A 26,674-nucleotide genomic window follows, 5' to 3' on the forward strand; every position below is an offset into this window, starting at 1 on the left:
GGAGACAGATATTTATAAATTAGAGGAAATTGAATCTGAATAGACGTATTTTCAATTGTTAAAACGATAATAATTGGTCTAGTAACTAAAAAGAAAAATTTTGTAATTAAAAAATCTACTATTTAGTGATTGGTCGGAAACAGACGATTTTTATAAATTGTATAGATTTTGAATTTTTGTTGTCTCCGTCCAAGCCCTATGCATCTTACTTATCGCTTTTTTTCGCATTTGCTTGCAAGAAATAATGATTTTAAGTCATTCAAAAACAACAGCTTTATCGTAAAACCAATTTTTTTCTGTAACATTTTGAATCACCTACTATTTCAACAGAATAAATCCCTCTTGATAAATTGCTTGTTGAAATGATACAAGTATTAGAATTTTCCGAAAAATCAATACCTATATCTATTTGCTTTCCTTGGCTGTCAAATAGATGAATTTCATCTATTTGTGAATTGTCAATCATTTCAATGATAAAGGAATTTCCCGTTACTGGGTTTGGGTATATTTTTATTCTGTTTACTCTATCATTTTCTGACAAACTGGCTGTTAAACAAAACTCACTAATGTCTCCAAAAACCGCATTATCACTTAACACTAAAGTATCTGTTAAACTTGCATAAGTCGCTTCATAACTGCAAGTACATAATCCATAAAAGCCATACGTTAAAAGAGGAGATAAAGGATGTAGGCCACCGACTCCCTCAATGAGGTAATCAACTAATTGGTCATCTTTTGAAAATATCCAGTACCTGACTTTTTCTACACTATTAATTTGAATTGTGTCAATTCCTAAGATTGAAATAGAAACATTATTGAGCTGACTTCCAAAAGTCACGGTATCTCCAACCGCAACGGTGTCTAAAACAGCAAAATCATACAACAGAAAATATTCATCCAATGGGTATTCATCAGGTGCAACGTTATAAGGGTGAAAACCTAGATAGTAAATGTCAGAAAAAAAACGAAGATAAGGGTTAGTAAGTTTTTCATAGTGAAGTATAATTTGTAGTTCTATAAAAGTAAAGCTAAACTGTATAATATCAAAACTATATCGTGTAACTCTAAATAACTTGCAATCAAACCCTATTTAATCTCATTCCCCTCTTCCCGGATTCATTACTTTAGTTTGATGACGAATAGATTCTTGGTGAATGGCATCCAAAACACTTCTTAAAAAGTCAATACTTAATTCTAGTTCTTTGGCTTTTGCTAGGCGTTGATCTATCATTTTCTTCCAGTGTTCTGATTGCAGAATGGTAATGTTATTTTCCTTTTTATAAACCCCAATGTCCCTTACGATTTGCATTCTTTCTTTCATCAAATCAAAAATCTGGTTGTCAATTTCCGCAATTTTCCCACGCTGAATTCCTATAAAATCGACTCCTTCCAAGTGCACATCAGCTTTTCGAAGCACCAATTGATTGAGTAGTTCTTTCAACTGAACTGGAGTGATTTGTTGTTGTGCATCAGACCATGCTTTGTCAGGATTATTATGCGTTTCAATCATTAAACCAGCAAAGTTTAAATCCATTGCTTTTTGGGCAACATTCAATAATCCATCTCTTCTTCCTGAGATATGACTTGGATCACAGATTACAGGAATATTTGGCATTTCCTCTGTTAAGCCTATGGGAATTTCCCAATTCGGTACATTTCTGTATCTGGGATGATTGTAAACGGAAAAACCCCTGTGAATAGCTACTAAGTCTTGGATTCCGGCCTTTTGTAAGCGCTCGAAAGCCCCAATCCAAAGCATCAAATCTGGATTTATTGGGTTTTTAACCATCACGGTAATATCTGTGCCTTGAATAGCATCCGCAATTTCTTGCACAGCGAAAGGGTTTACAGTTGTCCTCGCGCCAATCCAGAGTACATCGACACCCGCTTTCAAAGCAGCTTCAACATGTTTTGCATTCGCAACTTCAGTGGTAACAGGAACGCCAATTTCTTTTCCTGCATTCACCAACCAAGGCAAACCAATGGCTCCCACACCTTCAAAAGAATCTGGCCTTGTTCTCGGCTTCCAAATTCCACCGCGAATTAAAGCAGGCTTTGTTTCTGCGATGCCTTTAGCCACTGCCATCATCTGCTCTTCACTTTCCACACTGCATGGACCAGCAATTAAAAATGGGCGCTTGTGTTTTCTAAGATTATTTTGTAAATCTAATTTCATAGGATATTTTCAACTTATTGTAAATTATAACAACAAAGTCTCAAAATTGATTTGCTTTGAAAGCATTTTAACTTGTTGAGCAGGATTTAATATTGGACTACTTCTTATTTAACGACAAGAAAATGGCTAGACTCGCAATACTTAGAAATATAGCATGCTTAAAATGAAAGCCAGCAACCACAATATCATAAAAAGTAATTGCTACTAATCCTAACCCCAATATCAAACGGAAATTTATTTTCATCTTTTACCAATTAATTTTTGAAAACTCTGCATTTCTGACCGCTAAGGTATCAAATACATCCCCACCTCTATTGAATTTTAAAGTAAAAAATCCAGACAATTGATTTTCTACGTTATCAATTTCTGCAAAAACCACCGTACCATTCATTAAATCAGGATAGTTATCTCCATTAATTGTTCCCTGCGAATATGTAGCTGAAATTGGTCTACCTCCCAAAGAATCTCCTGATCCAAAATTCACATTGAAATACAAACTATCATTCTGGAAAGTTAAAATCCAGTCTGGTGTTTTTGTTAAAGTAAAATCAGAGAAAGATACTTTTTGACCATTCACCGTGGTGCTCAGATAAGTATCGATTATCGTTGGCTGATAATCACATGGAGGACAAACGCCCCCACAATCTGTTTTTACTTCCTTTTCTGGGGTAAAAATACCGTCTGAGCAAGATTGCTCTTCTTTTCTACAAGAAAAAAGGACAATTGTAAATACGAGCAACATCGTTAATCTGGTCTTCATAATTTCAGCGATTACTTTATTATATTTGCACAAAAACCAAAAATACTGAAAATACCCACAACATACAAAACATTAAAAGGCACTTCTGAAGGTCAGTACAAAGAGAAGGGCTCCAAATTTATTGGAATTGCCATTCGTTGCGAGGACGAGGAAGAGGCTAAACACCTTTTGGCACAATGGAAGAATGAGCACCACCAAGCCCGGCACCTTTGCTATGCCTATCGTTTTGGAATAAAGCAAGATATTTATCGTGCGAACGATGATGGAGAGCCCAGTAATTCAGCAGGGGCTCCTATTTTAGGACAAATTCAATCTTTCGATCTTACCAATGTTCTTATTGGTGTGGTAAGGTATTATGGAGGAACAAAACTGGGTGTTGGAGGATTGATTAACGCTTACAGAACTGCTGCAAAAGAAGCCATTGAAAATGGCAAAATAATTACAGAAGTGGTTAAAGATAGATTTGAACTTTTCTTTAGCTACCAAGACATGGCTTTAATTATGGATGCTGTAAAAGAGAGCGATGCCAGCATAAATAAACAAATATTTGAGAACGATTGCTATTTGAAAATTGCTATTAAAATAGAATCTACTGAATTGCTCTTATCAAAACTAGCATCGTTTGATTCATTAAAAATTGAGAAAATTGGGACATTTTAAACCAGAATTACTAGAAAAACTTATCGAAGTACGCGGAGCTTCAGGAAACGAGGGAAATATCAGAGATTTTATTCTTGATTATGTCGAGATGAATAAGAAGTCTTGGAAAAGTGAAGTGACTGTGCACTACGGAGAGGGTTTTCAGGATGCCATTGTTTTAATTTTTGGAAAACCCAAGACTGCTGTTTTCGCTCACATAGACACCATTGGATTTACAACAGCGTACAACTACAACTTAATTAAAATAGGTGGACCAAAAGCCATCGACGGAATGAAGCTTGTGGGTAGCGATAGTCAAGGAGAAATTGAAACTGAGCTAATGATTATCGAGGACGATGAAGGGAATAAATCCATGAAATATGTTTTTGATAGGGAAATTGATAGGGGAACAGATTTGACCTTCAAGCCAAATTTCAATTTAACGGATGAATATGTTCAAACTCCTTACTTAGATAACCGACTGGGAGTTTTGAATGCCTTAACTGTTTGTGAAGATTTAGAAAACGGCGCTATTGTTTTTTCGACATACGAAGAACACGGCGGAGGATCGGTTGGGTTTTTAGGACGCTTTTTATATGACAATTATAAAGTACATCAAGCCTTAATTTCCGATATTACTTGGGTAACAGATGGAGTTAAACACGGCGGTGGAGTTGCTATTTCGATGCGTGATAAAGCTGTTCCAAGAAAGAGTTTCTTAAACAGAATTATAAAAATTGCGAAAGAAAATGATATTCAATTTCAACTAGAAGTAGAATCTGCAGGTGGAAGTGATGGGTCCATGTTGCAAAACACAGATTTACCTTTCGATTGGTGCTTCATTGGAGCTCCAGAAGATAATGTTCATTCACCAACTGAGAAAGTTTTTCTGAGTGACATTGAAGCAATGATGGAGTTTTATAAGGTTTTGATGAAGGAGATGAACTAAATAGTGTTTAATTGGTAATGATTAATGGCTAATTATTAGTTGTTTAACGCTCAGTGATGTGAAATTTCAACTGCGTTAAAATTGTGGTTTGTTCACAGAAAAAAAACACAAGTCCAGCGAAACATCACCGTTAAACATTAAACCTTAATAATTAAACATTAGAATACAGCGCAAACCAAGTTAAACATTGATAATTAATCATTAGAAATCCCAACAATACTTTGAAAATCTGTATATTTGGTTAAATAGAATTAAAACGAACAATAGACTATGAAAAATAAAAATCTCGCATTATTAGCAATTGGTACCTTGTTTACTCTTGCTTCTTGTGCTCCGGTTTACAAATGTGGAGAACCAAGACCTGAGGGTGGAATTGCAGGAAGCAGTCGCCTTATTGATGTGGTAAACGAGCGTGATGAGCTGTGTGAAGACCTAAGCATTAAAACGGAAGAAAACGAATATTTGATTAAGAACAATCAAAAATTAGGATTTGTAAATGATAGCTTGGCTACGACGAATAAAAACTTAAAAGAAGAAAAAGCGATACTTGACAAAAAGCACACTGCACTCAAAAAAGACCACTTAGAATTGAGTGAACGCTATTCTGATGCAGTAACCAACAACTTGAATCAAGGTCACCTTTATGATGAAAGAATTAAGGAAAAAGAACGCAAACTAGCCGAAAAAGAATCTGCGTTGAGTGAAAGAGAAGGTGAAATCAAAAAACTCGAAGACGAAATTGCACGCCAAGATTCTATTGCAAATCGATTAAATTCTTTACTACGCGAGGCTTTGCTTGGATTTGATGGTGATGAATTGACAACGGAAATCAAGAATGGAAAGATTTACGTTTCAATGTCAGATAAACTAATGTTCCAATCAGGAAAAGCGAATGTTCAGTCTAAAGGTAAAGAAGCTTTAGCTGCACTAGCAGATGTTTTAAAGAAAAACAAGGAATTCCAAATATTGGTTGAAGGTCATACCGACAGTATTCCAATTAAAACAGCACAATACAAAGACAACTGGGATTTAAGTGTAGCTCGAGCAACATCGATGGTGAGAATTTTACAATCAGAACACAATTTACACCCAGACAGATTGACTGCTTCTGGTCGTGGAGAATATGATCCTAAAGCCAGTAATGACACAGCAGAAGGAAGAGCTAAAAACAGAAGAACAGAAATTATATTGTCTCCAGATTTGAGTGAGGTGATGGAGTTTTTGGGTAAATAAGAGTATGCTAGCAATCACGAATTAGAAACTCGCGATAGCATACTTTATAAGGAAAATAGAAGCATACTTTTAAAATAAACTTAGATTATAAATTAAAGAGCAGCAGAAATGTTGCTCTTTTTTATTTGGTCATTTCTTGGTAAGAAGGAATTTCTTCGAAATATTGAATTGCTCCCGATTTTTGATCCACGAATGCGGTAATAGTTTGTAATCCATTGGTGAGGATGAGCCATTGCACACGTAGTTTAAAATTGTATTGTGCGATTTGATGTAAAACGGCTTCATTGAGTTTAATTTTCGGAGCTTTACATTCAATAATTGCTATTGCTTTTCCTTCTCGGTTAAAGATAACTCCATCACATCTGCGTACCATTTTGTTGACTTCAATTGGATATTCAGCCGCGATGAGAGGTAAAGGAACCTCTTTATGTTCGACTAAGAAATGTAATATATGTTGTCTCACCCATTCTTCAGGAGTAAGCAGAAGTTTTTTCTTCCTAAAAACATCCCAAACGTAAATCTCCTCCCCTTTTTTGGAGAGTTTTAATGCAGTTTTTGGGAAATTCAATGGTGTTAACATGCCGCAAAAATACTATTAAAAAGTCTTGAAATAAATTTTTGGTTATTGAACTTAATATTAAGTAAGGTGCTGAAATCAATCTTTTGTATATTTGATTCAAATTGTTTTGATAATAATTATAAACTATGAAATACCTCCTTCTGTTTTTAGCATCAAGCTTGCTTTTATTTGGATGTGAAAATAAAGTCCCTAATCAAGAGACTAAAATCACTGTAAAGAATCATGCTGTCGAGAGTTTGTCTGGAAAGTCAGCCAAACAAAAACTAACCAAAAAGGTTTATGTTCCAGTGTATTCCAATATTTATCAAAGCACACGAAACGATAGAACTTCCTTGACTTCTACTTTAAGTATTCACAACACGAGTGAGACTGACACTTTATTCATTACAAGAATTGATTATTTCGATACCCAAGGAAAACTTGTAAAGAAATACCTCGAAAACCCAATATATGTCAACACTTTTGAAACGATAGAGTACGTAGTAGATGAAAAAGATGACAGTGGTGGTTCTGGGGCAAATTTCGTAGTTGAATGGTATGGAAGTGAAAAATTAAACCCTTTATTTCAAGCGGTTATGATTGGTGGATTAGGAAGTAAATCTTTCTCTTTCACCACAGAAGGGGTTTATTTTGAATGAAGTTATCTCATTAAACACTCGTAATTATGGAGCACAAGACACTAAAAGAGTTGATACAAAAATTGGGGGAACTTCATAAAGAAGCTGTGAAACACACCCTTTCCCTCACTAAACCCGAAGCTGAAAGACTAATTCAAAATAAAAGCAAGGATATTAAAGTCATTGAAAGAACTTTGGATGCATTGTTAGAAACTGCTTTTGATGAGGAAGTATTGATTGTATACAAAAAATTATGTCGCTATTATTATGATATAGACCAACGCGCAGCAATTCAATATGTTGATTTTTATCGAGAAATGTGGGACAGTGATTTAGGGGATTAACATTTATCCAACAACATTCTGTTTAAAATTCCGTTCTGTTCTAAAACATACTTTATGAAAACTCTATTCCAATCCATTTCTGCACTAACTCTTCTCAGTTTACTTCTTATTAGCTGCAAGAAAGAATACACTTGCGAATGCTTTAATCCTGGTGGAGTATTTGAAACTCATTCAATAAAGGATACAAAAAAGAATGCGGAAGAAAAATGTTCAGAATATGCTGTGAAATTTCAAACCATGCCATTTAGCGAAACCTCTTGCCAGCTCAAATGAGGTAAATGAGCAAAGGGCAATAACCGTATTTCTTAATAATTCTTGTCACTAAACGCTATTCGAAAATTTCTTCCGTACATCTCCTTTTCCATTTCTTTCTAAATCAGCTTAAAAATCGTACCTTGCACGCCTATTTAAAGTAGATAATTATGGAGGCAAATAAAATGCGAGATTATATTAAAGATGTACTTATAAACATGCCAAGTGATTGGTTGGAATTAACTACGCACCGATTAGATATTTATGATGAAGAGTTAGCAAAAACTCAGTTTTTAAGTCAATTGGAAGAGTTGTTTCAAAAGAACACTTCTGATTTATTATCATTAGAAAAATTGCCTACAGCTTATGATTATATTCGTTTAGGTCACCCTTTGTCTTGTGTATTGGAATGGGGAATCGCACAATTACATAATTTAAACGCAGAAAATGTAATCAGTTTTGATTCAAATATCGTTCCTGTTTTGGCAGTTTTAAGAACAAATTCATTAGCCAATAAAAAGACTCAGATTTGTTACGTAGACCAATTACCAGCCAATTTTGATGCGGAAATTATTCAAAACGTATATGAATACAATTTCGAATTAAAGAAAGTTGATAAAGCAGCAGATGTTCACTCATTTGATGGAAGCACAATCTTTATTTCTGAGGATAATAAAATTGGAGATATTCAGCTTACTGACCACATCGACTTTTACCTTAATTTACATGCTCACATAGGAAGTGTTTTGACTGTAAATGGAGAGAAAAATGAAAGTTATATTTCAGACATTCAGCATGTGAGAAGAAGAGAAACAATTGCGATGACACCAGACAATTGTGATGTAGCTTTAAATGCATTTGTTGAAGATGCTGCGATTGATTTTGATGCTTTTTTTGATAGAAATTTAGAAGAAAATAAAACAAGCGTTTTAAACTCGATTAATGAAATTACAGGTACAGAAATAAAACCTTTGGTGGCTTCCAGCGGACTTTCTATGCAATACGCAATCATGATGGGACTTATTCATGATGCGATGGAAAATCACAAAGGGAAAGCAATTAAATTTATTGTCCCTCCGAATTGTTATGGAGGAACAAACGACCAAGCGAGAAGAGTTGCAGCGTGTAATGACAATGTTGAAGTTGTCGATTTACCAGTAGACGGCGACAATGACATGGTTCAAAGTATCAATACTGTGCTTACGAAAGTAGCAAAGGAAGATGCTGTACCTTATATCATTGCTGAAATCCCAACAAATCCAAGAGTTGAAGTTCCAGACTTAGAGGCTTTAAAAGCAGCTTTAAGTGCTGAGAGAAAAACTGAAAAAGGCGAAGTTGCTGTTGACCCAGTTTTTATTTTAGACCAAACATTTTGTCCGAACGTTCATTTCTTAGGTGAAGGAGAAATTCTTTCAACGGTGAGAACAATTTCTTACGCAAGTGGTTCGAAATTTCCAAGTGGTGGAAAAGTCACTGCTGGATATTGTGTTGGAAACAATAAAACGCAAGCGTTAATGGATAAAATTGAATTGCATTTGACACTTTGTGATAACGAAGCAACTCATCTTCAATATGAATATTTGTCAAAACAATTGCCTTCAATGAATCAAAGAATTGCAGATGCATACAAAAATACGCGTGAATTTGTAAACTTTATTCATGATGTTTTACCTGAAGCAAAAATCAATTTTGTTTCTGATGAATTGGCTGAGCAAGAATTTACACCTTCCGTTTTCTCTTTGGATCTTCCAACAAAAGGAGATACAGCCGAAGAAAAAGAAGCACATAAAAGAGCTTTGAATTTGAGATTAATCAACATGATGATTACAGAAATTCCTAATGAAAGTAAGTTCTGTGTAAGTTATGGTCAGTTGAAAGGTTGTTACTGGACGATTCCAGCGACATCAACACAAGGAACAACAAAAGAAGGAGATAAGGATTACATAGTTCGAGCTTCACTTTCTGGAAACATGGATTTAGAAAAACATAAGGAAGTGTTTCAGAAATTTGTAAAATCAATTGGTTAGGATTCAAAACAATAAACATTTACCGAAGGAATAATGTAGGGACGATTTGCAAATCGTCCTTTTACATTATTAAATGTATTATTTGATTCAAAAATTGGATAAAATTCAAAAATCCAACGAAAAACCCATTTATCGAAGACAATAAAGGGACGATTTGCAAATCGTTCTCCATTATGATAAATGGTTATTTCAATAATTAGGGAGGTCGAAAAGCCTCCCTTTTTTTATCGTTTTATTTTCTTGTAATCACCATAAACAAGAATCAGCCAATAGAAACTAAAGGTACTTGCTGTGAAAATAGTTGCTACTATAAATGTTTGCGACTGAAAGGGATTTCCTTCAGTTTGGTGATAAAAGTAGACTGATAATGTCAGTAGAAGCAAATACATAATTCCAAAAATATAAAAGTAACTTCCATTTGAATTGGTAGCTTTTTGTTTTTTAGGAATCAATGCCTTCTCAGCATTAATTTGATGAATAATCCTGTCTTTTAATTTATCATCAGCCTTCAACTTTGTTTCTGCTAATAAATCTTTTATTTCTTTTTCTTCCATGATAATTATTTTAAAATGTCATGTAATTTTTTTCGGGCTCTGAAAAGTATTATTTTGACATTACTTTTCGTTAAGGACATAATTTCAGAAATTTCAGTCACCGAGTATTCCTCTAAATAATAAAGAGAAATAACTACCGCTTCATTTCGTGGCAGCTGTTCAATCGCTTTATTCACACGATTTTTTTGATTTTCTTGCTCATCCAATTGACCCGCCTCGGCAATTATCTTTTGCAGGTCTTCTGATGTATTCTCGTTAAAACCCTCCTCGCTCCTACTTTTAACTTTGTTGATTGCTGTAATTCCTGTATTGTAAACAATGCGATAAAACCAAGTAGAAAATTTACTGTTTAATCGGTAAGTATTCAAATTAAAATACGCTTTAACAAAAGCATTTTGCACAACATCTTCCGCCTCCTGCTTATTTCCTAAAATACGAAAAGCAATTGTCAAGGCCATGCCTTGATATTGATCCACAAGAATACCGAAAGAAGAAGAGTCTCCTTTCAGTATTTGCTTTATGAGTTGCTTTTCTGTCATACCTAGTCTTCTTCCGTTTCATTATATTTCTTTGACATAAAGAAATAAATCAAATGTGAAATTCCTAAGAAAAGTAGAACCGTTGGCGCGATTGCCCAGAACCCTTCATCCTCATTTAAATTAAAAGATTTGACAATAACAATACCAATTCCAACACCTAAACCTAAACCAATTAATAAAGTAGCATTTTTCAATGTTTTCAGCCGATTCGGGATTTCTTTATCATCACTTGGAGGTATCAGACCTTGCTTTATCATTTCCATTCTTTCATTATGCTTATAGTTTGCTGTGCGCAACGCAAAATAAACCCCTAATCCGATAGGCAAAGCAATAGCAGATAGAATTGCAACTATAGCTATTACACTTCCAAAAATATCATTCATCATTTCTAATTTTAAGTTAAAACTATTTTCGTCTCAGTAATAAGACTAATGATAAAATGATTTGGTTACAAATTCGATATCTTTTTAAAAAAATGGACAGTCGTTCCCAAGAAACATAGATGTACAGTTTCTCTCTAATGGTTCATGGATGACACGGATTTTCTTACCTCAGATGATTGCTCATTGTCACAGATTTTGCAAAACGAGAATAAACTCAGTGTAAAAGAGTTAACTGAATTACAGCACTTCATTGAAATAAGGACTGATAATATCATTGTGTTTGTGAAAATGACAAGTAATTTTTAACTGATACAGTTCTTGCTTAATTTTTTTATACTATCTTCAATTTTGTTAATTTTATTCACAATCGTTGGAGTGCAACTAAGATTTACATTAAAAAAAATTAAATAACTTATGCGTATAGCGAAAAATAAAATTTTCTTTTTCATTACTATTCTTCTTTTGGGGATTCAAAATATCACTCAAGCTCAAGATTCTCTGTTCATCAAATTTAATAATGGATATTATCATGCAAGTGATAATTCACATGGTTTTATGAAATTACTCCAATGCTCTTCGGATGGAACAGTCACACATTATGGTAAAGTTCAAAAAGTTATTTATCCAGAAAATTTCAACATCAAAGATTCTGCTTTAGCGTTTAACTATTTTACAGGTTGGAAAAACTCTATAACAGTTAAGTCTACTCCTTTCTTATTTGGAAATTACAAGAGCTATAAACCCATTGTTTATGTAGACTACAATCATAATCTAGATTTTTCTGATGATGGCCAACCACTGATTTTTGATGAGGACTCTACACTTGTTGTCTATTTGAGCAATTCAGAAAACTCAAATGCTCAATTTCCAATAAAATTTTTCTACCCAAAACTCACTACTGAATCAAAAGCACAAATCGCATCTATCATTACAAATTCTGGTCCTGACGCTCTTGGAAATACTGCCCTCAACATTGATTATTGGCTAGCTGATAAAAGAATGAATTATCGAGTTACGGAAACGTTAATTAACGGAGAGGAAGTTAAAATTGGACTTTACGATAATAATTGCAATGGATTGTACAATGACCTCGGTAAAGACAGGATTGTTATAGGAGATTATGAAAATGATTTAATTTTCGGAGAGTTAGATAAAGGTGCGGTCGAATATAATAGCACAACACAAATTGAAGTTGGCGGTGGAATTTATGAGATTCAAGAAATCGAAGCAACCGGAAAGCACATTATTTTAAAAAGAAGTCAAAAAGAATTTAATCGACCATTAGGAATTGGAGACAATATTTCTCATTTCGAAATCGAGTTGATTAATGGTCAAAAGAAAACAGTAAAGGAAATTCAAGAAAGTGAAAAATATTTACTTCTGGACTTTTGGGGAACATGGTGCAAAGGATGTACGCAACAACTTCCAGATTTAAAAGAGTTGGTAAAATCAAATAGCGAAAATGTTCAGGTCTTAGGATTAATTGTAAATGATAAAATCGAAAATGTAAATAAATACATTGAGAAACATAATTTAAAATGGCAACAAGGATTTTCAAACGAAGAGATAATCGAAAAACTTAGAATTGATGGTTTTCCTACTTACTTATTATTGGACAATGAGGGGAAAATTCTTATGATGAACGGTGAAATTGAGGAGATTAAGAAGATAATTAAGTAAAATAATTATTAAGAACATAAGACAATCAATCAAAATTCAACATTTAAAAAAACAACTATACCATGATATAAAAACGACTAAATCACTTCAATTTATGATTATGAAAAATCTTGTTTTAGCTACTTTGTAGTCGTTGCCTATTTCAAAGAAAAACAAATTACTCCACTTACTTCCCCTTATTCGCATCCTTAAACAATATCTGATAAAGTAAATACATTCCAATCAATGCGGCAATTATAAAAAGGACAAAGGCAAATGCTGGATAACCAAATACGGTGAAAGAACTTGGAATTTGAACCAACATAGCAGCTCCAATAATTAATGCGGCGATAATTAAGCCTGCTGTGATTCGATTGGCTACTTTTTGAAACGCTCCAGTGAATTTATCTTCATCAATCGTGTCTACTTTAACCCTAATCTTATTGTTGGCTAGGTTTTCAGAGAATTTATTGATGCGAAATGGCAAGTTTTCAGTTAAATCTTTCATTTCTAAGAATAATTCCATGAAATTACTTGGCTTCAAGTCTTCCTTCATTTTCTTCTGCATCAACTTCTGAACATACTTCTTCATCGTTTGCTGCATATCGTAATCAGGAGTTAGATAGGCCACAATTTGATCTAAATTCAATAGAATTTTACCTAGAATATTCAAATCTACAGGAATATGAATATTTTGTTTAGCGGCCATTTGATTGATCTCAATAAGAATTCGCCCCGTTTGTAAATCTTTGGCTTTTTGATTTTCGCTTTCTTGGATTTTGCGTTCTATATTTTTCTTAAAGAGTGCAACATCTACTTTTTGCTCATCATATTCACTAATAGACAATAACAATTCTGAAACTCTTCTACTGTCATAGTTACTTAATCCAATTATTAGTTTGAGCACCGTTTCTTGCATTTCGTTGCTAAATCTGGCCACCATTCCGGCATCCATCAATGCAATTTTATTTTCAGGTGTCAAATAAACGTTTCCTGGATGAGGGTCAGCATGCGCAATTCCATCAATAATGATTTGCTTTAAATATCCTTTTATTAAATCATCAACCAAAGGAACTAAATCTAAATCCATCAATTTTAACGGAGAAACTTTGGTGATTTTTCCACCTTCAACAAATTCCATTGTCAATACGCGAGATGAACAATAATCCATAATTGGCGCTGGAATAAACAAGAGTTTAAAATCCTTTAAATTCTCTTTCAGCGTAATTAAGTTTTGTGCTTCTAGGGTATAATCCAATTCCTTCAAAAGAATATAGCGCAATTCTTCAATTACGTTATGAACACCAAAGTTTCGTGCAACTTCACTAACACTTTCGGCTTTTTCAGAAATATCCATCAAAGTATCTAAGTCTTCGATAAAGCGTTTTCTAATTCCAGGACGTTGAATTTTAACGGCTACCGTTTCTCCAGAATGCATTATTGCCTTATGAACTTGCCCAATTGACGCACTTGCCATTGGTTTAGGGTCAAAAAATTTATAGGCTTTTGAAATTCTCATTCCCACCTCATCTTTAAAGATTTCTTCAATAATTTTGTAGTCTACCTCATCAACATCGTCTTGCAATGTTGCTAAAGCTTCCATAAATTGTGGAGGAAGTAAATCTGGTCGTGTAGAAAGTAGCTGACCTAACTTCACATAAGTTGGTCCCATTTTCTTGAGGTCTTCAGTTAATTCTTCAGGCGTGTGGTCAAATTCCGCAGAGGCATCGGCCTTATCAGAGGACGGCACTCCGCCATCTGGAAAGGTGAAAACATCACTGTTCCAGTATTTCATCATGAATTTAAAAAAGCGAACGTATTTATCGTATTGATCAGGAAGAATACCCATGTTGTATTATTTTTTCTGTGTAATCTACGAAAAATGCGCTTATGGTAGCTTTTTTTATGAAAAATTAGAAAGAATAGCACAAGTCTTATTTTTCAGAATTCTGAAATATCAGGCAAATGCCGTATTTCCTGGCAGCCACTTTCCCTCTAATTTTACAATGAATTTTAAAACAAATAGTATGAAAGCGATTTTTACTTTTATATCCATTGCATTGGCTACAAGCGCATTTGGCCAATTCTGGACAGCCACGAATGCACTAACAACTGCTGGTGGAGGCTATCTTGTAGCAGCAACAAGCATTGGTGATGATGTTTTTGCCGTTGGAGCAACTACAACATTTGTACATTCTGCGGATAAAGGCCTAACATGGACTGCTCCAGCTATAACCGCTCCTCCAGGTGCTTTTTACGCATTAATTGCCTGTAACAACTATTTGTATGCTTCAATGAAAGTCAACAATTATGACCACACATTGAACTATAGTTTAGACAATGGAGTTACTTGGTCGGTTGATACGGTGGGCTTACCTCAAAATTTACCCAACACAGGAAAAGAAGCCATGAATGTTCGCTATATGGGAAATGATTATGTTATGGCTTTTAATCCAACAAAATCTTATTACAAGAAACTAGGAACAATTGACTGGATTGAAACAACTATTGATTACACAATTCCAGATGTGATTGGAATGAATGACAATTGGTATGCAATTGGAGCAGGAAAATTGCTCAAAAGCACGAACCACGGAGATTCCTGGACAACTTTAGCAGCTTCCGGGCTTCCTTCAGGTTTTCAAGGAAATAAATTAGCGAGCAATGGTTTAGACCGACTTTTCGTTTCTAATTCACCTGCAAATGGCGGAACAGATATTTATATTTCAACAGATGGAGGAAATTCATTTGCACTCACAAATTCAGCGGGACAACACACACATAGCAATGCTTGGGTAGGACCAATGTTTGCCGTGGACGATTACATTTTCGCTTCCATCTTACCTGAGGCGGGTAATTTTAGTGACGCGCCGCCTTATATCATGTCCTCGACTTCTGCACCAAATTTCAACGTTGGAGATGTTTCAGGATTACCAACGGGGGCTACTGTTTCAGAAATTCCATTTTACTTTAATTCTGGAAACAAATTATTTACAATGTATGGTGATTTATATAGCAGTACACCAGGATTTGTTGGCGACCCAGTAATTGTTTCTGTTGACAAAAACGAAGTTTTAGAAGTTGGTGTTCATCCAAATCCAGCACAAAATAAGATTTATATTTCAACTAAGGAAATGATGGATTTAACTTCTGTCTCCATTTATTCTTCTCAAGGTCAATTAATTAAAGTATTTAAGAATGATCTACAAAGCATTAATGTTTCTGATTTGCCGAGAGGTCATTATATTTTAAAAATACAGAGTGCTATTAATTTGACCACGAAGCAAGTAATATTGAATTAAGAATTAAACCCCAAATCAAAAAAACCCTGCTCTAAACATTTCTGTTCGGAGCAGGGTTTGAACTAAACCAGGCAGTTAAGCAAACAAACGCTTATTTTTTAATGATTCTGGTAACGTCATTTCCAGCTTTCAACATGTAAACACCACTTGGTAAATTAGACATATCAATCGTTGCGTCATTTGCTTTAATTGATTTTGTTTGAATAACTTTACCGAATATATCTACTAACTGAACAGTCATTTCACCATTGAATTTTTCGAATGATAAAGTGATTTTATCTGATGTTGGATTTGGATAAGCCGTCAAACTATTTTGATTTAACGCTTCATTTTCAGAAAGACCTAAAGTTTCTTGAACACATTCTGATCCACGTAAAACCTGACCACGAACCTCTCCATCAGGGTTTGCTGCTGTATGAATATTCACATACATTTCATTGTTTCTGAATTTAGTTTCAGCGGCTGCATTCATTGGAGTTGCATCATCAGCAGTTAAATAACCGTAAGCACCATCATAATTTTCGGTCATAGAGAACCATGAAGACAAGTTAAACTCTACTCCTCCATTCATTCCAGCTACTGCATTGTGAATGTGCGCTGCATCAATTGGTCCAGAAAGATCTTTCACTACTAACATAACGTGTGCATTATCTCTGTCTCTTGAAATGGTAACAATTCCACCTCCATTCGCCATTGTAGAAACACTTGGAACCTCTTGGTCTCCACTTAAGTTTACAGAATAACCTTCACGAGCGACTCTATTAATTTGTGCTCTAATTTCTCCATTTGGATTCGCTGCAGTGTGAACGTTTAAATAAACATTTCCTTTCAACATTTCAATAACTAAGGCTTGATCAATTGCTCCTCCTGAAATTGTTCCAGAAATTGTGTTTCCTGTAACATCTCCAGTTAAATCAACTACTACAGGACCATTAGCACCTGCTTCGGCATTGTGTAAATGCGCTCCCATAATTGCACCAGACAAACCTTCCACTTGTACCCTATAATCGATTGCTGTGAAATCACTGTTTAAAGAAAACTGAGCTACACCCATTGCATTTGTTGTTACCGCTGGAACTTCTTGCATTCCTGAAAGCATACCATCAAAAGCCAATTGGTCATCATACGCAAGTTGACCTCTAATTTCACCATTCATGTTTGCTGCAGTATGAATATTAATGTAAATATCACCTGCTGCTAAATCTGAAGCAAAACCAGCTACAGCAGAAACATCGGCAACACCAACTATTGAATTCCCCATAATTGAAGGTGTTAAGTCTACAACAACTCCTCCGTTTGTTCCGGCAGCTCCCATGTGTAAATGTGCTCCCATTATGGCACCGCTCAATCCATCAGCAGTTACCCAATACATTAGTTTTTTCTTATCTAATGAAAGGTTAAAAACTCCCAATCCTGTTGCAGATGTAACCACCAAAGGCACCTCTTGAAGTCCATTTAATTCTGCACGGTAAGGCAAGTCTGTTTCTAATTTTACTTGACCTCTAATTTCACCGTCCATATTGGTCATTGTGTGTGCATTTACATAAATGTCACCTTCAATCATATTTGAAATTAAAGCTGGCGTTAAATCTGTGCCAGTAATAATTGTTTTTACATTACCATTAATTAAAAACGGTGTTAAATCATAAGCAACACCTCCATTCGTTCCCGCAGCTCCGTTATGCAAGTGTATTCCGCTGATTGCCTCTGGAACTCCTGCCGTATAAATGGAAACACACAAGGTATCTCGTGTTCCGTTCAACACCATTGTAGCCACTCCTTGTCCAGTTGTTGTAACTGCTGGCACTTCTTGTAATCCGTCCATTTTAGCAGAAAAAGTAAGTTGATCTCCTAAATGTGCAGCGAAACTCATTGCCGATGTGGAAATGGTTAGAACTGCTGCTATTGCAATTTTTTGTAAATTTTTCATCATGTATATTTTTAGTTAAATTTTAAAGAAAGAGTCGATATCTTTTACCGACTCTATATTAAGGTATTGGATATTACATTTTTGGTAAAACCACTTTGTCAATTACGTGGATTATTCCGTTTGATTGATAAACATCGTAAGTTGTGATGTTTGCCACGCCTCCATTTTCATCTGTAAGTGTAATGTTGTGTTTTCCGTTCATTTGCGCAGTCAATGTTCCACCAGAAACCGTTTTTAAATCTGCCGCACCTTTTCCTTTTTTGATCAATCCTGAAATTGCATCAAAATCATATTTTCCTGCGATTACGTGGTAGGTTAATACTGTGGATAAAGTCTTTTTGTTTTCTGGCTTCAATAGGGTTGCAACTGTTCCTTCTGGTAGGTTTTCAAAAGCATCATTTACTGGTGCGAATACTGTGAAGGGGCCCTCTGTTTGCAAAGTTGCTACCAAATCTGCGGCTTTTACTGCTGCAACTAAAGTGGTGTGGTCTTTTGAGTTTACCGCATTTTCTACAATGTTCTTTTGAGGGAACATTTCCTCTCCTCCTACTTTTACTGTTTCTTGTGCATAAGATGCTGTTCCCATTAAGAATATTGATCCTGCAATTAATCCGATTGTTTTGAATGATCTTTTCATGTTTTAATTTTTTGTATTTGTTAAATAATTTCTGTTTGTTGCCGAGACATACGCACCGGATTGAGTTTTGGATTTCAAAAAATGAAAATAAATTGAAATTAAATTGAAATTAAATTGAAAAATAGACGCAAAACCCTGTAAAACAACAATATAAATTGGATTTATTTTTATTAAAAAATCCAATAAAGCCATTGTGGCCCATCCAAATTCATCAGTTCTCGTTTTTTGGTAGGGGTAGGTATTTTATTTCCTCGAAAGAATAACATAACTTTAAAAGGCCTTACTAAGCATTTCGAAAAGCCTTGAAATACATTTACTCAATACAAGCCATATCGTTTTTCAAGTCTTAAAGTAATTCCGAGAAGTTTGAAGTATTAATAATAATGGATATTGATTGGCATTAAATCAAGACTAAATCTTACTGCGGTTTGTCATTGGTTTTTACAACTTGAATTTACCAAAAAAGCAATTAAGCGAGTGAGAATTAGTTTCTAAAGCAATTGTTCCCCTTTCTATGTCTGCTGATAAATAATTTTGATGCACAGTTATTTTTGTTTAATTTCACTCCAAAACACATAGCCATGAAAAAGTACTGCTTACTATTCCTTTTGCCCTTATTCCTATTTGCTTGTCTTAAACCTAAATCAGAATTTAATCTTAAAAAATATGAATATGCCCAAGGCGAAGCTTTGATTTACGAGAACTTGTCGAAAAATAACAAAAATAGCAAATGGACAATTTTAAATAACGCTGGCGATGAATTGCAATATTTTGAAGGCGCAAATCCAAACATAGTTACCGGAATTACTTTACCTGACGGAGTTTATACAGTTAGGCTGAATTCCCATAGAAATAAAAACAGAGCTTCCTCTACAGTTGAAAAAGATTTTTTATTGAAATCCTACAAACACTCATTGAGAATTAATAATTATCCGAACTCTACCATGGAAAAAGAATACGCTATTTATGTTGACAATCAACTCATTGGTCAATCTAATTATGCTGGTAGTTTTTCAGCCAAAATTCCAGAAGGACTGCGCCTAGTGAAATTAGTTTCAGCCACTCAAACCCAAGAAGGATTGTATGATATGATTGAAAATGTGAGTATTAGTTTTTATAAATAGTGATTTTACTCCATAGAGAATCAATTTAAAATAAGCAATGAAAACAACAGGTATCACTTTCTATATTTTAGTCTCATTTTTTCTAATTAGCAATTCAATTCAAGCGCAATTTGCATTAGACGCGGAAACGGGCGCACTATTTACAGGCTATAACGATGTGCGTATTCCTGGAGACCAAGGAACTTTTTTCTCTTTGAAAGATGATATTCAGTCAGCAACAACTGGTTTTATTAGAATTAGAGCCAACTATACGTTAAAAAAGCGACATACATTCTCACTTTTATATGCTCCTCTAAAAACAATTGGAACAGGAAAAGTTGAAAAAGACATTCTTTTTAATGGCAAAACATTTCTATCCAACACAGTACTCGCCAGCACCTATAAATTCAATTCTTACCGACTCACTTATAGATATAGAATTGTAGACAGACCAAAATTTAAATTCGGATTAGGTTTTACAGCCAAAATTAGAGACGCCGGTATTGGACTGAGTTCGGCAACTTTAAATTCCATTAAAACAAATGTTGGATTTGTGCCCATTATTAATTTTCGATTATGGTACAAATTAACAGATCAATTTGGATTAGTTTTAGAAGGAGATGCTTTGGCAGCACCCCAAGGGAGAGCGGAGGATATTCAGCTGGCGGTAAGCTATAATTATTCCAACAATTTTGATTTTCGCCTAGGATATAGAATTCTTGAAGGAGGAGCAGATAACAACGAAGTTTACAATTTCTCCCTATTCCATTATGCGTCTCTCGGAATTACTTATACTTTTAATCCCTAAATAAACTTTTTCATTTAAACCATTTCATGTGATCGTAGCGCTCCTTTCAACATCAAGTTTCATCAAAAGATATAGGATTAAGGCTATGCTCACGATCTGTTTTGTATTTTCTTGCTTAGCACTAAACGCTCAATCTTGGATTCAAGTCGCAGATTTTCCTGCGGAAGAGAGAGATGACGGAACTTCATTTATCATAGGAAGTAAAGCCTATTGCGGAACAGGCTTCAAAGTGGGTTGGTCTGCCACACGCGATTTCTATGCCTTTGATATGAATTCTGAAACTTGGTCTGCAATTGCAGCAATGCCTGCAGGTAAAGAAAGACAATATGCTTCTGGATTTTCAAATAACAACAAGGGATTTGTTTTCGGTGGATTAAAAGGCAATAATTATTTAAATGATCTTTGGATGTATGACCCCAGTCAAAACGAATGGAAAGAAAAAACCAGTTTGCCAAGTATGGGAAGACGGGGCTGTATTTCTTTTGTCATTGATAATATCGCCTATTTTATTGGAGGGCGAACAATGAACGATTTAGCAATAAATGAAGTTTGGGCTTATGATATGAGCGCTGATTCGTGGCAACAGAAATCCGATTTTCCTTTTGGAGCAAGATACCGCGGTTCTGGTGCAGCATCCAACGATAAAGGTTATTTAATTTTCGGAACGGACGAAAATGAGCATTTCCACAATGAACTATATGAATACAATCCTAGCGCAGACACTTGGTCTCTACTTTCGGTTTTTCCAGGAAATGGGAGAACACATTCCTCTCTGAACAGGCTGTCGAATAAATTAGTTGTCATGGGAGGAATGGATTCTATTAGTAATTACGCTGATGATATTTGGCGTTATAATTTAGACCTATCCACTTGGGAAGCCCTTGACGTTTTGCCTGCTATTGGAAGAAGAGGTGGAATGAGCTTTAACGACGGTACAAGTTTATTTTATGCCGCAGGAATAGATCCACAAAATATTCGTTTAAAGGAAACTTGGAAATATGTTAATGCCCTTTCTACTCATCAGTTTCCTGAGCAAAAGCCAATTGTAAAAATTTACCCAAACCCAAGCAATGATATTTTGAATTTGGAACTTGAAAATTGCTCATCCCATCAAAAAATTGTTTTTTCTGTTCTTGATTGCTTGGGAAAAGAAATTCTACAAGAGGAAATCACGCAAAGCAAAACCCAAATAGTTTTAAGCGGATTACCAAAAGGAATTTATACGCTAAACATTTTGAATAGAGAACATACAAATCAGATGAAATTTGTGAAATTGTGAAATGAGGGTGCATTTCAAATAGCCCAGCTTCCTTCAAAAAAGCCTAAACCAAAGAACAATCTTCTTTTTTTAAATTTAAGAACATTTTCTTCCTTTAATAATTCTTAAATTTAGATGCTCAAACAACAAAACCGCTTATTTCGAATATACATTGACAATAAAACAAAATAACAGAATATGATAATTGAACCAAGAACCCGTGGATTTATATGTACAACTGCTCACCCAGATGGCTGTGAACAAGGTGTATTGAATCAAATTGAATACATAAAATCGAAGGGAAAAATTGAAAGTCCGAAGAGAGTTCTTGTAATTGGAGCCTCCACAGGATTTGGATTAGCCTCCAGAATTACGAGTGCTTTTGGCTCTGAAGCATCAACGATTGGTGTCTTTTTTGAAAAAGCGCCTTCAGAAGGAAGAACAGCCTCTTCAGGTTGGTACAATACCGCCGCTTTCGAAAAACTAGCGCACAAGGAAGGATTATATGCAAAAAGCATAAATGGCGATGCATTTTCAAAAGAGGTAAAAGAACAAACGATTGATTTAATCAAAAAGGATTTAGGTCAAATAGATATGGTTGTTTACAGCTTGGCTTCTCCTGTGAGAACACACCCAGAAACGGGCGTTCGCTACAAATCCTCACTAAAACCAATTGGATCTACTTACACGAATAAAACAGTAGATTTTCATACTGGCGAAGTGAAAGAAGTAAGCATTGCTCCAGCAGAAGGTGATGATATCGAAAACACTGTGACCGTAATGGGTGGCGAAGATTGGGAAATGTGGATTGATGCTTTGAAAAAAGAAAATCTACTTTCTAAAGACTTTAAAACTGTGGCTTACTCATACATTGGACCAAAATTAACAGAGCCAGTTTATAGAAATGGAACCATTGGAAGAGCCAAAGACCATTTGGAAGCAACGGCTTTTAAAATCACGGATAAATTAAAAGACATTGAGGGTAAAGCGTACATTTCTGTTAACAAAGCGCTTGTCACTCAGTCAAGCTCTGCTATTCCGGTTATACCTTTATATATGTCATTGTTGTACCAAGTAATGAAAGACAATAATGTGCACGAAGGATGCATCGAACAAATTCACAGATTATACACTGAAAGATTATTCTTGGATGAAGTTCCAACGGATGAAGAAGGAAGAATACGCATTGATGATTTAGAAATGCGTGATGACATTCAAGAGAAAGTGGCTGAACTTTGGGAAAAAGTAGATACTGAAAACGTGATGTCACTAAGTGATTTAGAAGGATACAGAAATGAATTTTTCCACCTTTTCGGATTTAATTTCGAAGAAGTTGATTATTCAAAAGAGACAGAAGAAGTTGTAAAAATTGCTGGATTACAGTAGGGATAAAATCAATATTAAATTATACGAAAGCACCTTAAATTATATTTTAGGTGCTTTTTTATTGTGTTTTTTTAAAGCTAAATCAATCCGTTTTCATATATTTATGTAATAACGCCATTAAATCAAGTGAATTTAAACTAGTTAAATTCATCAGAACTTAAATACAAGACCTAACCTTTGAATAATATTCATTCATATAAATTTCAAGTTTTAAATAACAATTCATTGAGCACTCAGTTTATTTTTGAGAGCAAAGGAGTGAGAACTATTGTAAAAGCCATAGAGTATAGCTTTATTAGAAATATTTCAGGTAGAAAAGTTTACAATTTAGGATTCGGAGATTTTAATGAAAAAAGCGGTTTACTAATTGATGACATTAATAGTAATAATGGAGATATGCGAAAAGTATTCAATACTGTTTTAAATACGATTCCTATTTTTTTTTGCGATTAACAATGAAGCTGCGATTTGGGTGCAAGGAAGCGATAGCGCGGAGGACTTTAAAGATAAATGTGAAATCACTTGTAAAAAGAAATGTGGCCTAATTTGTAAAAATCACAACAGAAGAATTAAAGCATATAATATTACGTTGACAAAAATTTCAATGAATTGAGCAAAGAGTATGTCTTTTTTGGTTTCACTAGTGGAAAAAATCCTGAATTTGTTAAGTATATTCCAAATAGTGAGTATTTTGGAATTTTGGTGTATCAAAAAAATGAATTATCTTTACCTAGTTGATTCTTTTAATTAATCTACACATTATTCAAATCTAACTTTTGAAAAAAATGGAACAGGAAAAACAAAATTTTAAAACTAAAAAAGCTAATTCAATGTCAAAATCGACAAAAGAAAGACTAGCTAGAGTTGCTCTTGAATTAAAAGGAAAAGAATTATTTCCAAAAAAAGTAGAACTAGCAAAAATAACACTGAGTAAGATTAAATCACTTCCAATTTAATAACATCTATTATTTCATTCTTATTAAATCTTAACCATGTAAAAAATATAGAATGAATTTAATTAAATACTATCTTTTATTCGCTTTCCTTTCCATTATCAACCTTTCATTCACCCAAATAAAACACTACGATTTTAATCTTTTGGCCTATGGCGGAATTGGATTTGGCGTAATGGAAAACGACAAAGACCCCAATTACAACATGAACAGCAACAATGCTGAAGTCCTAGTAAAATACAGAGTTACCCATAAACTGGGGCTCGCCACAGGAGTAGGATTGAACGAATTATCTGGTGATGGTTTTAATTCAAACGGAAACTTCCATCATGAAAGAAAACTCTTGAAAATTCCTTTCATTGCTATTTTAGACTACACTTTCAACGAAAATTTGAGCATGATTCCCAACTTTGGGTTTTATGCTAATTATCTTTTAGAAGAAAAGCACCGCTTCTTAAATTCAACCATTAAGAACAGCTTTGAAGGCTGGAACTTCGGTGCGCAACTTGGCGTTGGTCTGACCTATGAGTTATATAAAAATCTTCACCTTGGATTCAATTACAGTTTGCAATATGATTTGACAAAATGGTCAGCTGTTAAAAATCTACTGGTGATAAATGATAAACAAAAGTTAGGCAGAATGAACTCCATTGGACTCGTAATGGTAATGGAATTATAGACCACCTATCAACCTGTAATTCAAAAAATAAGGTCTTAAATGAAAAATTATTGTTTATTGTTTATTGTTTATTTTGTGTAAATTAGTGAAGAATTAAAGAAACTTGTTAACTAAAAAGTTGCAACAAAAAACACTCACTATGAAAATTACAACTCTAATTTCCGTTTTATTGATTTCTCTAGCTAGCTTTTCACAAGGTTTAAACGGAGAAATCGCATTGAATGATGACTACAATCAGGTTTCTGAAAACGTTGTGGTCATTGATGAGTTTTCCTACTTTATAAAACAACAGAGTTCTTCTGGATTTTTCACGTATTGTGATTTAATAAAAGCAGACACTGCTGGAAACATAGTTTGGAACACTCCAATTACGCTTCAATCTGTTGAATACTTGAGAGGAATGGAAATAATTCCCTCTGAAAATGGTGGTGTTTATATTTTAGGTCACGCAAGACCAGGCTGTGATTATGGAGATGATAACTTCGACTTTCTACAAAAATACAATGCCAGTGGTGCGCTCATTTGGAACCGAAACTTTCTAGACTCGGATAATTATGACAACAAAATGACTGGTCTTTCATTAGGACAAAATAATGAACTCTGCATTAGCAGGAGTTCTCCACAAGAATCAAACATTTACACATTAAATTATGATGGCATTTTTTTAGACACGCTTAACGTAAATAAGACCTATTTAGAAAGTATAATCAACTTTACAGGATACAGTAAAATTGCGCATAATGGAATTTCAATTTTCGGGTTTGACAACAATGGAAATACAATTTCCTCGGTTGATTTTAGCAGTAGGGTAAAAGATATGGAGGTACTCAACGATACACTTTACGCTTTAACTTCTGACAGTATATTTAGTTTTAACACGAATTTCCAAACTATTGAAAGTTCTACTATTGCTGGCTATAATGGTTATTCAAATCTCAAAGTTGGAAATAATAAAATAGAATTTGTTAGTCAAGGAGTAAATGACCAGTTTATTCTAACAGTAAATCGTCAATTGGCAATAAATGATGTTCTTGCAATTCCAGCAAAAATTGATGCTGACCAGCCAAAGGATTTTAATGATATTCATTTTACCACAACAATCAATTTCAATCTGACAAGTTATAAATCCATTCGCCACTTAGATTTTTCTCGTGAATCAACTCAAGATGCAGTAATAAATTCAACAGATATTGGAATTGTAGATATTCAACAAACGCAAGTTTCTGCAATCCACAATCCAGGATTTGAAGGTATTTACACCATCAAATTGTGGGCAGATGTGATGATTAAAAACTATGGAAATAAGACCCTAGAAAGTTGTAGAATTAACCATAAAATAAGTCCAGGGGTATGCGGTTATACTTATTACACCGAACAATTCGAAAACTTAAATCTGGCTCCTAATGACTCAATGTGGGTTTCCTTAGGGTTTATGCACAACAACACCTACTATTTTACCGATAGCACAATTTCCTTGGATATTTGTGTTTACACCAGTCATCCAAATTCCAAAACAGATTTAAACGTTCCAAATGACAATTATTGCGAAGAAATTATTTTTGGAACTCTTGATCTACTAGAAAATGAAATCGATGAAGTGAAAATTTATCCAAATCCTGCGAGCGAATTTCTAAATATTGAATTAGACAAAGAAAATTTGAGCTATTCAATCATCAACATGCAAGGAGTTTTAATCGACAATGGAAATGTAAACGCAAAGCAAATTGATGTCAGCAAGTTGTCTTCCGGAATGTATGTTTTGCAGTTGAGTTCTAAAGATGGAAACTTGAATTATAGAAAGCAGTTCTTAAAAAACTAATTAGTGACTGTAAATTACATGCAGATTTACGCTAGGAAATGAAAGAAAATGGCCTTGAATCAAAGTACTCTCAATAACTCCTAAAAT

General features: G+C 34.4%; 27 protein-coding genes. 17 read left to right on the top strand and 10 right to left on the bottom strand.

The features are described from left to right. Positions 1-274: 274 nt before the first annotated feature. The 3 genes from DIT68_RS04980 to DIT68_RS04990 form a co-directional block, all read right to left on the bottom strand. Complete coding sequence (locus DIT68_RS04980) at positions 275-901, bottom strand: T9SS type A sorting domain-containing protein (RefSeq protein ID WP_109358703.1); 627 nt, start codon at positions 899-901, stop codon at positions 275-277. A gap of 195 nt (positions 902-1,096) precedes the next feature. Further along, positions 1,097-2,176, bottom strand: coding sequence for a bifunctional 3-deoxy-7-phosphoheptulonate synthase/chorismate mutase type II (locus DIT68_RS04985; RefSeq protein WP_109358704.1), 1,080 nt, complete (start codon positions 2,174-2,176; stop codon positions 1,097-1,099). A 247-nt stretch (positions 2,177-2,423) separates the two neighbouring features. Then, the gene (locus DIT68_RS04990; protein WP_109358705.1) at positions 2,424-2,936 is read right to left on the bottom strand and encodes a hypothetical protein; all 513 of its coding nucleotides are present in this window, start codon (positions 2,934-2,936) and stop codon (positions 2,424-2,426) included. Positions 2,937-2,987: 51 nt separating this feature from the next. Here DIT68_RS04990 and DIT68_RS04995 point away from each other — a divergent pair, with 51 nt between their 5' ends. From DIT68_RS04995 to DIT68_RS05005, 3 genes are all read left to right on the top strand, one after another. Further along, positions 2,988-3,596 (top strand): IMPACT family protein, encoded by a 609-nt coding sequence (locus DIT68_RS04995; protein WP_233244161.1) that lies wholly within the window; start codon positions 2,988-2,990, stop codon positions 3,594-3,596. Then, positions 3,583-4,524: a M20/M25/M40 family metallo-hydrolase gene (locus DIT68_RS05000; protein WP_233244155.1), complete on the top strand. Its 942-nt coding sequence runs from the start codon at positions 3,583-3,585 to the stop codon at positions 4,522-4,524. Before DIT68_RS04995 ends, DIT68_RS05000 begins: the two co-directional genes overlap by 14 nt. Before the next feature lie 270 nt (positions 4,525-4,794). Continuing rightward, positions 4,795-5,757 (top strand): OmpA family protein, encoded by a 963-nt coding sequence (locus DIT68_RS05005; RefSeq protein WP_109358707.1) that lies wholly within the window; start codon positions 4,795-4,797, stop codon positions 5,755-5,757. 121 nt (positions 5,758-5,878) lie between these two features. Here the strand turns inward: DIT68_RS05005 and DIT68_RS05010 are convergent, their stop codons facing one another. Further along, on the bottom strand, positions 5,879-6,337 hold the full coding sequence (locus DIT68_RS05010) for a type I restriction enzyme HsdR N-terminal domain-containing protein (RefSeq protein WP_109358708.1): 459 nt from the start codon (positions 6,335-6,337) through the stop codon (positions 5,879-5,881). Positions 6,338-6,462: 125 nt separating this feature from the next. Between DIT68_RS05010 and DIT68_RS05015 the strand changes: the two genes are divergently transcribed. From DIT68_RS05015 to DIT68_RS05030, 4 genes are all read left to right on the top strand, one after another. Continuing rightward, positions 6,463-6,975, top strand: coding sequence for a DUF3124 domain-containing protein (locus tag DIT68_RS05015; RefSeq protein ID WP_109358709.1), 513 nt, complete (start codon positions 6,463-6,465; stop codon positions 6,973-6,975). A gap of 26 nt (positions 6,976-7,001) precedes the next feature. Then, positions 7,002-7,298, top strand: coding sequence for a hypothetical protein (locus DIT68_RS05020; RefSeq protein ID WP_109358710.1), 297 nt, complete (start codon positions 7,002-7,004; stop codon positions 7,296-7,298). Between the two features lie 54 nt (positions 7,299-7,352). After that, on the top strand, positions 7,353-7,571 hold the full coding sequence (locus DIT68_RS05025; RefSeq protein WP_109358711.1) for a hypothetical protein: 219 nt from the start codon (positions 7,353-7,355) through the stop codon (positions 7,569-7,571). 149 nt (positions 7,572-7,720) lie between these two features. Beyond that, positions 7,721-9,577 carry a PLP-dependent aminotransferase family protein gene (locus tag DIT68_RS05030; RefSeq protein WP_109358712.1) on the top strand — a complete coding sequence of 619 codons (1,857 nt, stop codon included), beginning with the start codon at positions 7,721-7,723 and terminating at the stop codon, positions 9,575-9,577. Positions 9,578-9,801: 224 nt separating this feature from the next. Here DIT68_RS05030 and DIT68_RS05035 read toward each other — a convergent pair whose 3' ends face one another. Genes DIT68_RS05035 through DIT68_RS05045 form a run of 3 tightly spaced genes read right to left on the bottom strand, consistent with a single transcriptional unit; the run spans position 9,802 to position 11,053 of the window. Then, positions 9,802-10,131 (bottom strand): hypothetical protein, encoded by a 330-nt coding sequence (locus DIT68_RS05035; RefSeq protein ID WP_109358713.1) that lies wholly within the window; start codon positions 10,129-10,131, stop codon positions 9,802-9,804. A gap of 5 nt (positions 10,132-10,136) precedes the next feature. Further along, positions 10,137-10,670 (bottom strand): RNA polymerase sigma factor, encoded by a 534-nt coding sequence (locus DIT68_RS05040; protein WP_109358714.1) that lies wholly within the window; start codon positions 10,668-10,670, stop codon positions 10,137-10,139. A 2-nt stretch (positions 10,671-10,672) separates the two neighbouring features. Continuing rightward, positions 10,673-11,053, bottom strand: coding sequence for a DUF6249 domain-containing protein (locus tag DIT68_RS05045; protein WP_146194125.1), 381 nt, complete (start codon positions 11,051-11,053; stop codon positions 10,673-10,675). Positions 11,054-11,467: 414 nt separating this feature from the next. Here DIT68_RS05045 and DIT68_RS05050 point away from each other — a divergent pair, with 414 nt between their 5' ends. After that, entirely contained in the window at positions 11,468-12,733 is a 1,266-nt protein-coding gene (locus DIT68_RS05050; RefSeq protein ID WP_109358716.1) for a TlpA family protein disulfide reductase, read from the top strand. 166 nt (positions 12,734-12,899) lie between these two features. On the opposite strand, the gene DIT68_RS05055 is transcribed toward DIT68_RS05050, so the two are convergent. Next, positions 12,900-14,561, bottom strand: coding sequence for an ABC1 kinase family protein (locus DIT68_RS05055; RefSeq protein ID WP_109358717.1), 1,662 nt, complete (start codon positions 14,559-14,561; stop codon positions 12,900-12,902). Between the two features lie 178 nt (positions 14,562-14,739). Between DIT68_RS05055 and DIT68_RS05060 the strand changes: the two genes are divergently transcribed. Next, entirely contained in the window at positions 14,740-16,014 is a 1,275-nt protein-coding gene (locus DIT68_RS05060) for a T9SS type A sorting domain-containing protein (RefSeq protein WP_158276111.1), read from the top strand. Positions 16,015-16,105: 91 nt separating this feature from the next. Here the strand turns inward: DIT68_RS05060 and DIT68_RS05065 are convergent, their stop codons facing one another. After that, entirely contained in the window at positions 16,106-17,944 is a 1,839-nt protein-coding gene (locus DIT68_RS05065; RefSeq protein ID WP_158276112.1) for a CHRD domain-containing protein, read from the bottom strand. 73 nt (positions 17,945-18,017) lie between these two features. Further along, entirely contained in the window at positions 18,018-18,581 is a 564-nt protein-coding gene (locus DIT68_RS05070) for a fasciclin domain-containing protein (RefSeq protein WP_109358720.1), read from the bottom strand. 581 nt (positions 18,582-19,162) lie between these two features. Here DIT68_RS05070 and DIT68_RS05080 point away from each other — a divergent pair. The 8 genes from DIT68_RS05080 to DIT68_RS05110 all read left to right on the top strand — a co-directional run bounded on the left by DIT68_RS05080 (position 19,163) and on the right by DIT68_RS05110 (position 26,587). Beyond that, entirely contained in the window at positions 19,163-19,705 is a 543-nt protein-coding gene (locus tag DIT68_RS05080; protein WP_109358722.1) for a hypothetical protein, read from the top strand. A gap of 37 nt (positions 19,706-19,742) precedes the next feature. Next, complete coding sequence (locus DIT68_RS05085; protein WP_109358723.1) at positions 19,743-20,492, top strand: hypothetical protein; 750 nt, start codon at positions 19,743-19,745, stop codon at positions 20,490-20,492. A 28-nt stretch (positions 20,493-20,520) separates the two neighbouring features. Next, complete coding sequence (locus DIT68_RS05090) at positions 20,521-21,771, top strand: Kelch repeat-containing protein (RefSeq protein WP_146194126.1); 1,251 nt, start codon at positions 20,521-20,523, stop codon at positions 21,769-21,771. A 177-nt stretch (positions 21,772-21,948) separates the two neighbouring features. After that, the gene (fabV, locus tag DIT68_RS05095; protein ID WP_109358725.1) at positions 21,949-23,136 is read left to right on the top strand and encodes an enoyl-ACP reductase FabV; all 1,188 of its coding nucleotides are present in this window, start codon (positions 21,949-21,951) and stop codon (positions 23,134-23,136) included. A gap of 177 nt (positions 23,137-23,313) precedes the next feature. After that, a complete protein-coding gene (locus tag DIT68_RS16510; protein ID WP_394336374.1) occupies positions 23,314-23,589 on the top strand; it encodes a DUF6934 family protein in 276 nt (91 codons plus the stop codon). A gap of 332 nt (positions 23,590-23,921) precedes the next feature. Continuing rightward, complete coding sequence (locus tag DIT68_RS16290) at positions 23,922-24,092, top strand: hypothetical protein (RefSeq protein WP_158276113.1); 171 nt, start codon at positions 23,922-23,924, stop codon at positions 24,090-24,092. 52 nt (positions 24,093-24,144) lie between these two features. Then, positions 24,145-24,768, top strand: coding sequence for a porin family protein (locus DIT68_RS05105; RefSeq protein ID WP_109358726.1), 624 nt, complete (start codon positions 24,145-24,147; stop codon positions 24,766-24,768). A gap of 139 nt (positions 24,769-24,907) precedes the next feature. Continuing rightward, on the top strand, positions 24,908-26,587 hold the full coding sequence (locus tag DIT68_RS05110; RefSeq protein ID WP_146194127.1) for a T9SS type A sorting domain-containing protein: 1,680 nt from the start codon (positions 24,908-24,910) through the stop codon (positions 26,585-26,587). Positions 26,588-26,674: the final 87 nt, after the last annotated feature.

This window comes from Brumimicrobium oceani (genome assembly GCF_003143775.1).
Lineage (GTDB): Bacteria > Bacteroidota > Bacteroidia > Flavobacteriales_D > Crocinitomicaceae > Brumimicrobium > Brumimicrobium oceani.

Coding starts and splice junctions, on each gene's coding strand:
- DIT68_RS04985 (WP_109358704.1), bottom strand. CDS start 2,176: ATGAAATTAGATTTACAAAATAATCTTAGAAAACACAAGCGCCCATTT.
- DIT68_RS04990 (WP_109358705.1), bottom strand. CDS start 2,936: ATGAAGACCAGATTAACGATGTTGCTCGTATTTACAATTGTCCTTTTT.
- DIT68_RS05005 (WP_109358707.1), top strand. CDS start 4,795: ATGAAAAATAAAAATCTCGCATTATTAGCAATTGGTACCTTGTTTACT.
- DIT68_RS05010 (WP_109358708.1), bottom strand. CDS start 6,337: ATGTTAACACCATTGAATTTCCCAAAAACTGCATTAAAACTCTCCAAA.
- DIT68_RS05015 (WP_109358709.1), top strand. CDS start 6,463: ATGAAATACCTCCTTCTGTTTTTAGCATCAAGCTTGCTTTTATTTGGA.
- DIT68_RS05020 (WP_109358710.1), top strand. CDS start 7,002: ATGGAGCACAAGACACTAAAAGAGTTGATACAAAAATTGGGGGAACTT.
- DIT68_RS05025 (WP_109358711.1), top strand. CDS start 7,353: ATGAAAACTCTATTCCAATCCATTTCTGCACTAACTCTTCTCAGTTTA.
- DIT68_RS05030 (WP_109358712.1), top strand. CDS start 7,721: ATGGAGGCAAATAAAATGCGAGATTATATTAAAGATGTACTTATAAAC.
- DIT68_RS05035 (WP_109358713.1), bottom strand. CDS start 10,131: ATGGAAGAAAAAGAAATAAAAGATTTATTAGCAGAAACAAAGTTGAAG.
- DIT68_RS05040 (WP_109358714.1), bottom strand. CDS start 10,670: ATGACAGAAAAGCAACTCATAAAGCAAATACTGAAAGGAGACTCTTCT.
- DIT68_RS05045 (WP_146194125.1), bottom strand. CDS start 11,053: ATGAATGATATTTTTGGAAGTGTAATAGCTATAGTTGCAATTCTATCT.
- DIT68_RS05050 (WP_109358716.1), top strand. CDS start 11,468: ATGCGTATAGCGAAAAATAAAATTTTCTTTTTCATTACTATTCTTCTT.
- DIT68_RS05055 (WP_109358717.1), bottom strand. CDS start 14,561: ATGGGTATTCTTCCTGATCAATACGATAAATACGTTCGCTTTTTTAAA.
- DIT68_RS05060 (WP_158276111.1), top strand. CDS start 14,740: ATGAAAGCGATTTTTACTTTTATATCCATTGCATTGGCTACAAGCGCA.
- DIT68_RS05065 (WP_158276112.1), bottom strand. CDS start 17,944: ATGAAAAATTTACAAAAAATTGCAATAGCAGCAGTTCTAACCATTTCC.
- DIT68_RS05070 (WP_109358720.1), bottom strand. CDS start 18,581: ATGAAAAGATCATTCAAAACAATCGGATTAATTGCAGGATCAATATTC.
- DIT68_RS05080 (WP_109358722.1), top strand. CDS start 19,163: ATGAAAAAGTACTGCTTACTATTCCTTTTGCCCTTATTCCTATTTGCT.
- DIT68_RS05085 (WP_109358723.1), top strand. CDS start 19,743: ATGAAAACAACAGGTATCACTTTCTATATTTTAGTCTCATTTTTTCTA.
- fabV (WP_109358725.1), top strand. CDS start 21,949: ATGATAATTGAACCAAGAACCCGTGGATTTATATGTACAACTGCTCAC.
- DIT68_RS16290 (WP_158276113.1), top strand. CDS start 23,922: ATGGAACAGGAAAAACAAAATTTTAAAACTAAAAAAGCTAATTCAATG.
- DIT68_RS05105 (WP_109358726.1), top strand. CDS start 24,145: ATGAATTTAATTAAATACTATCTTTTATTCGCTTTCCTTTCCATTATC.
- DIT68_RS05110 (WP_146194127.1), top strand. CDS start 24,908: ATGAAAATTACAACTCTAATTTCCGTTTTATTGATTTCTCTAGCTAGC.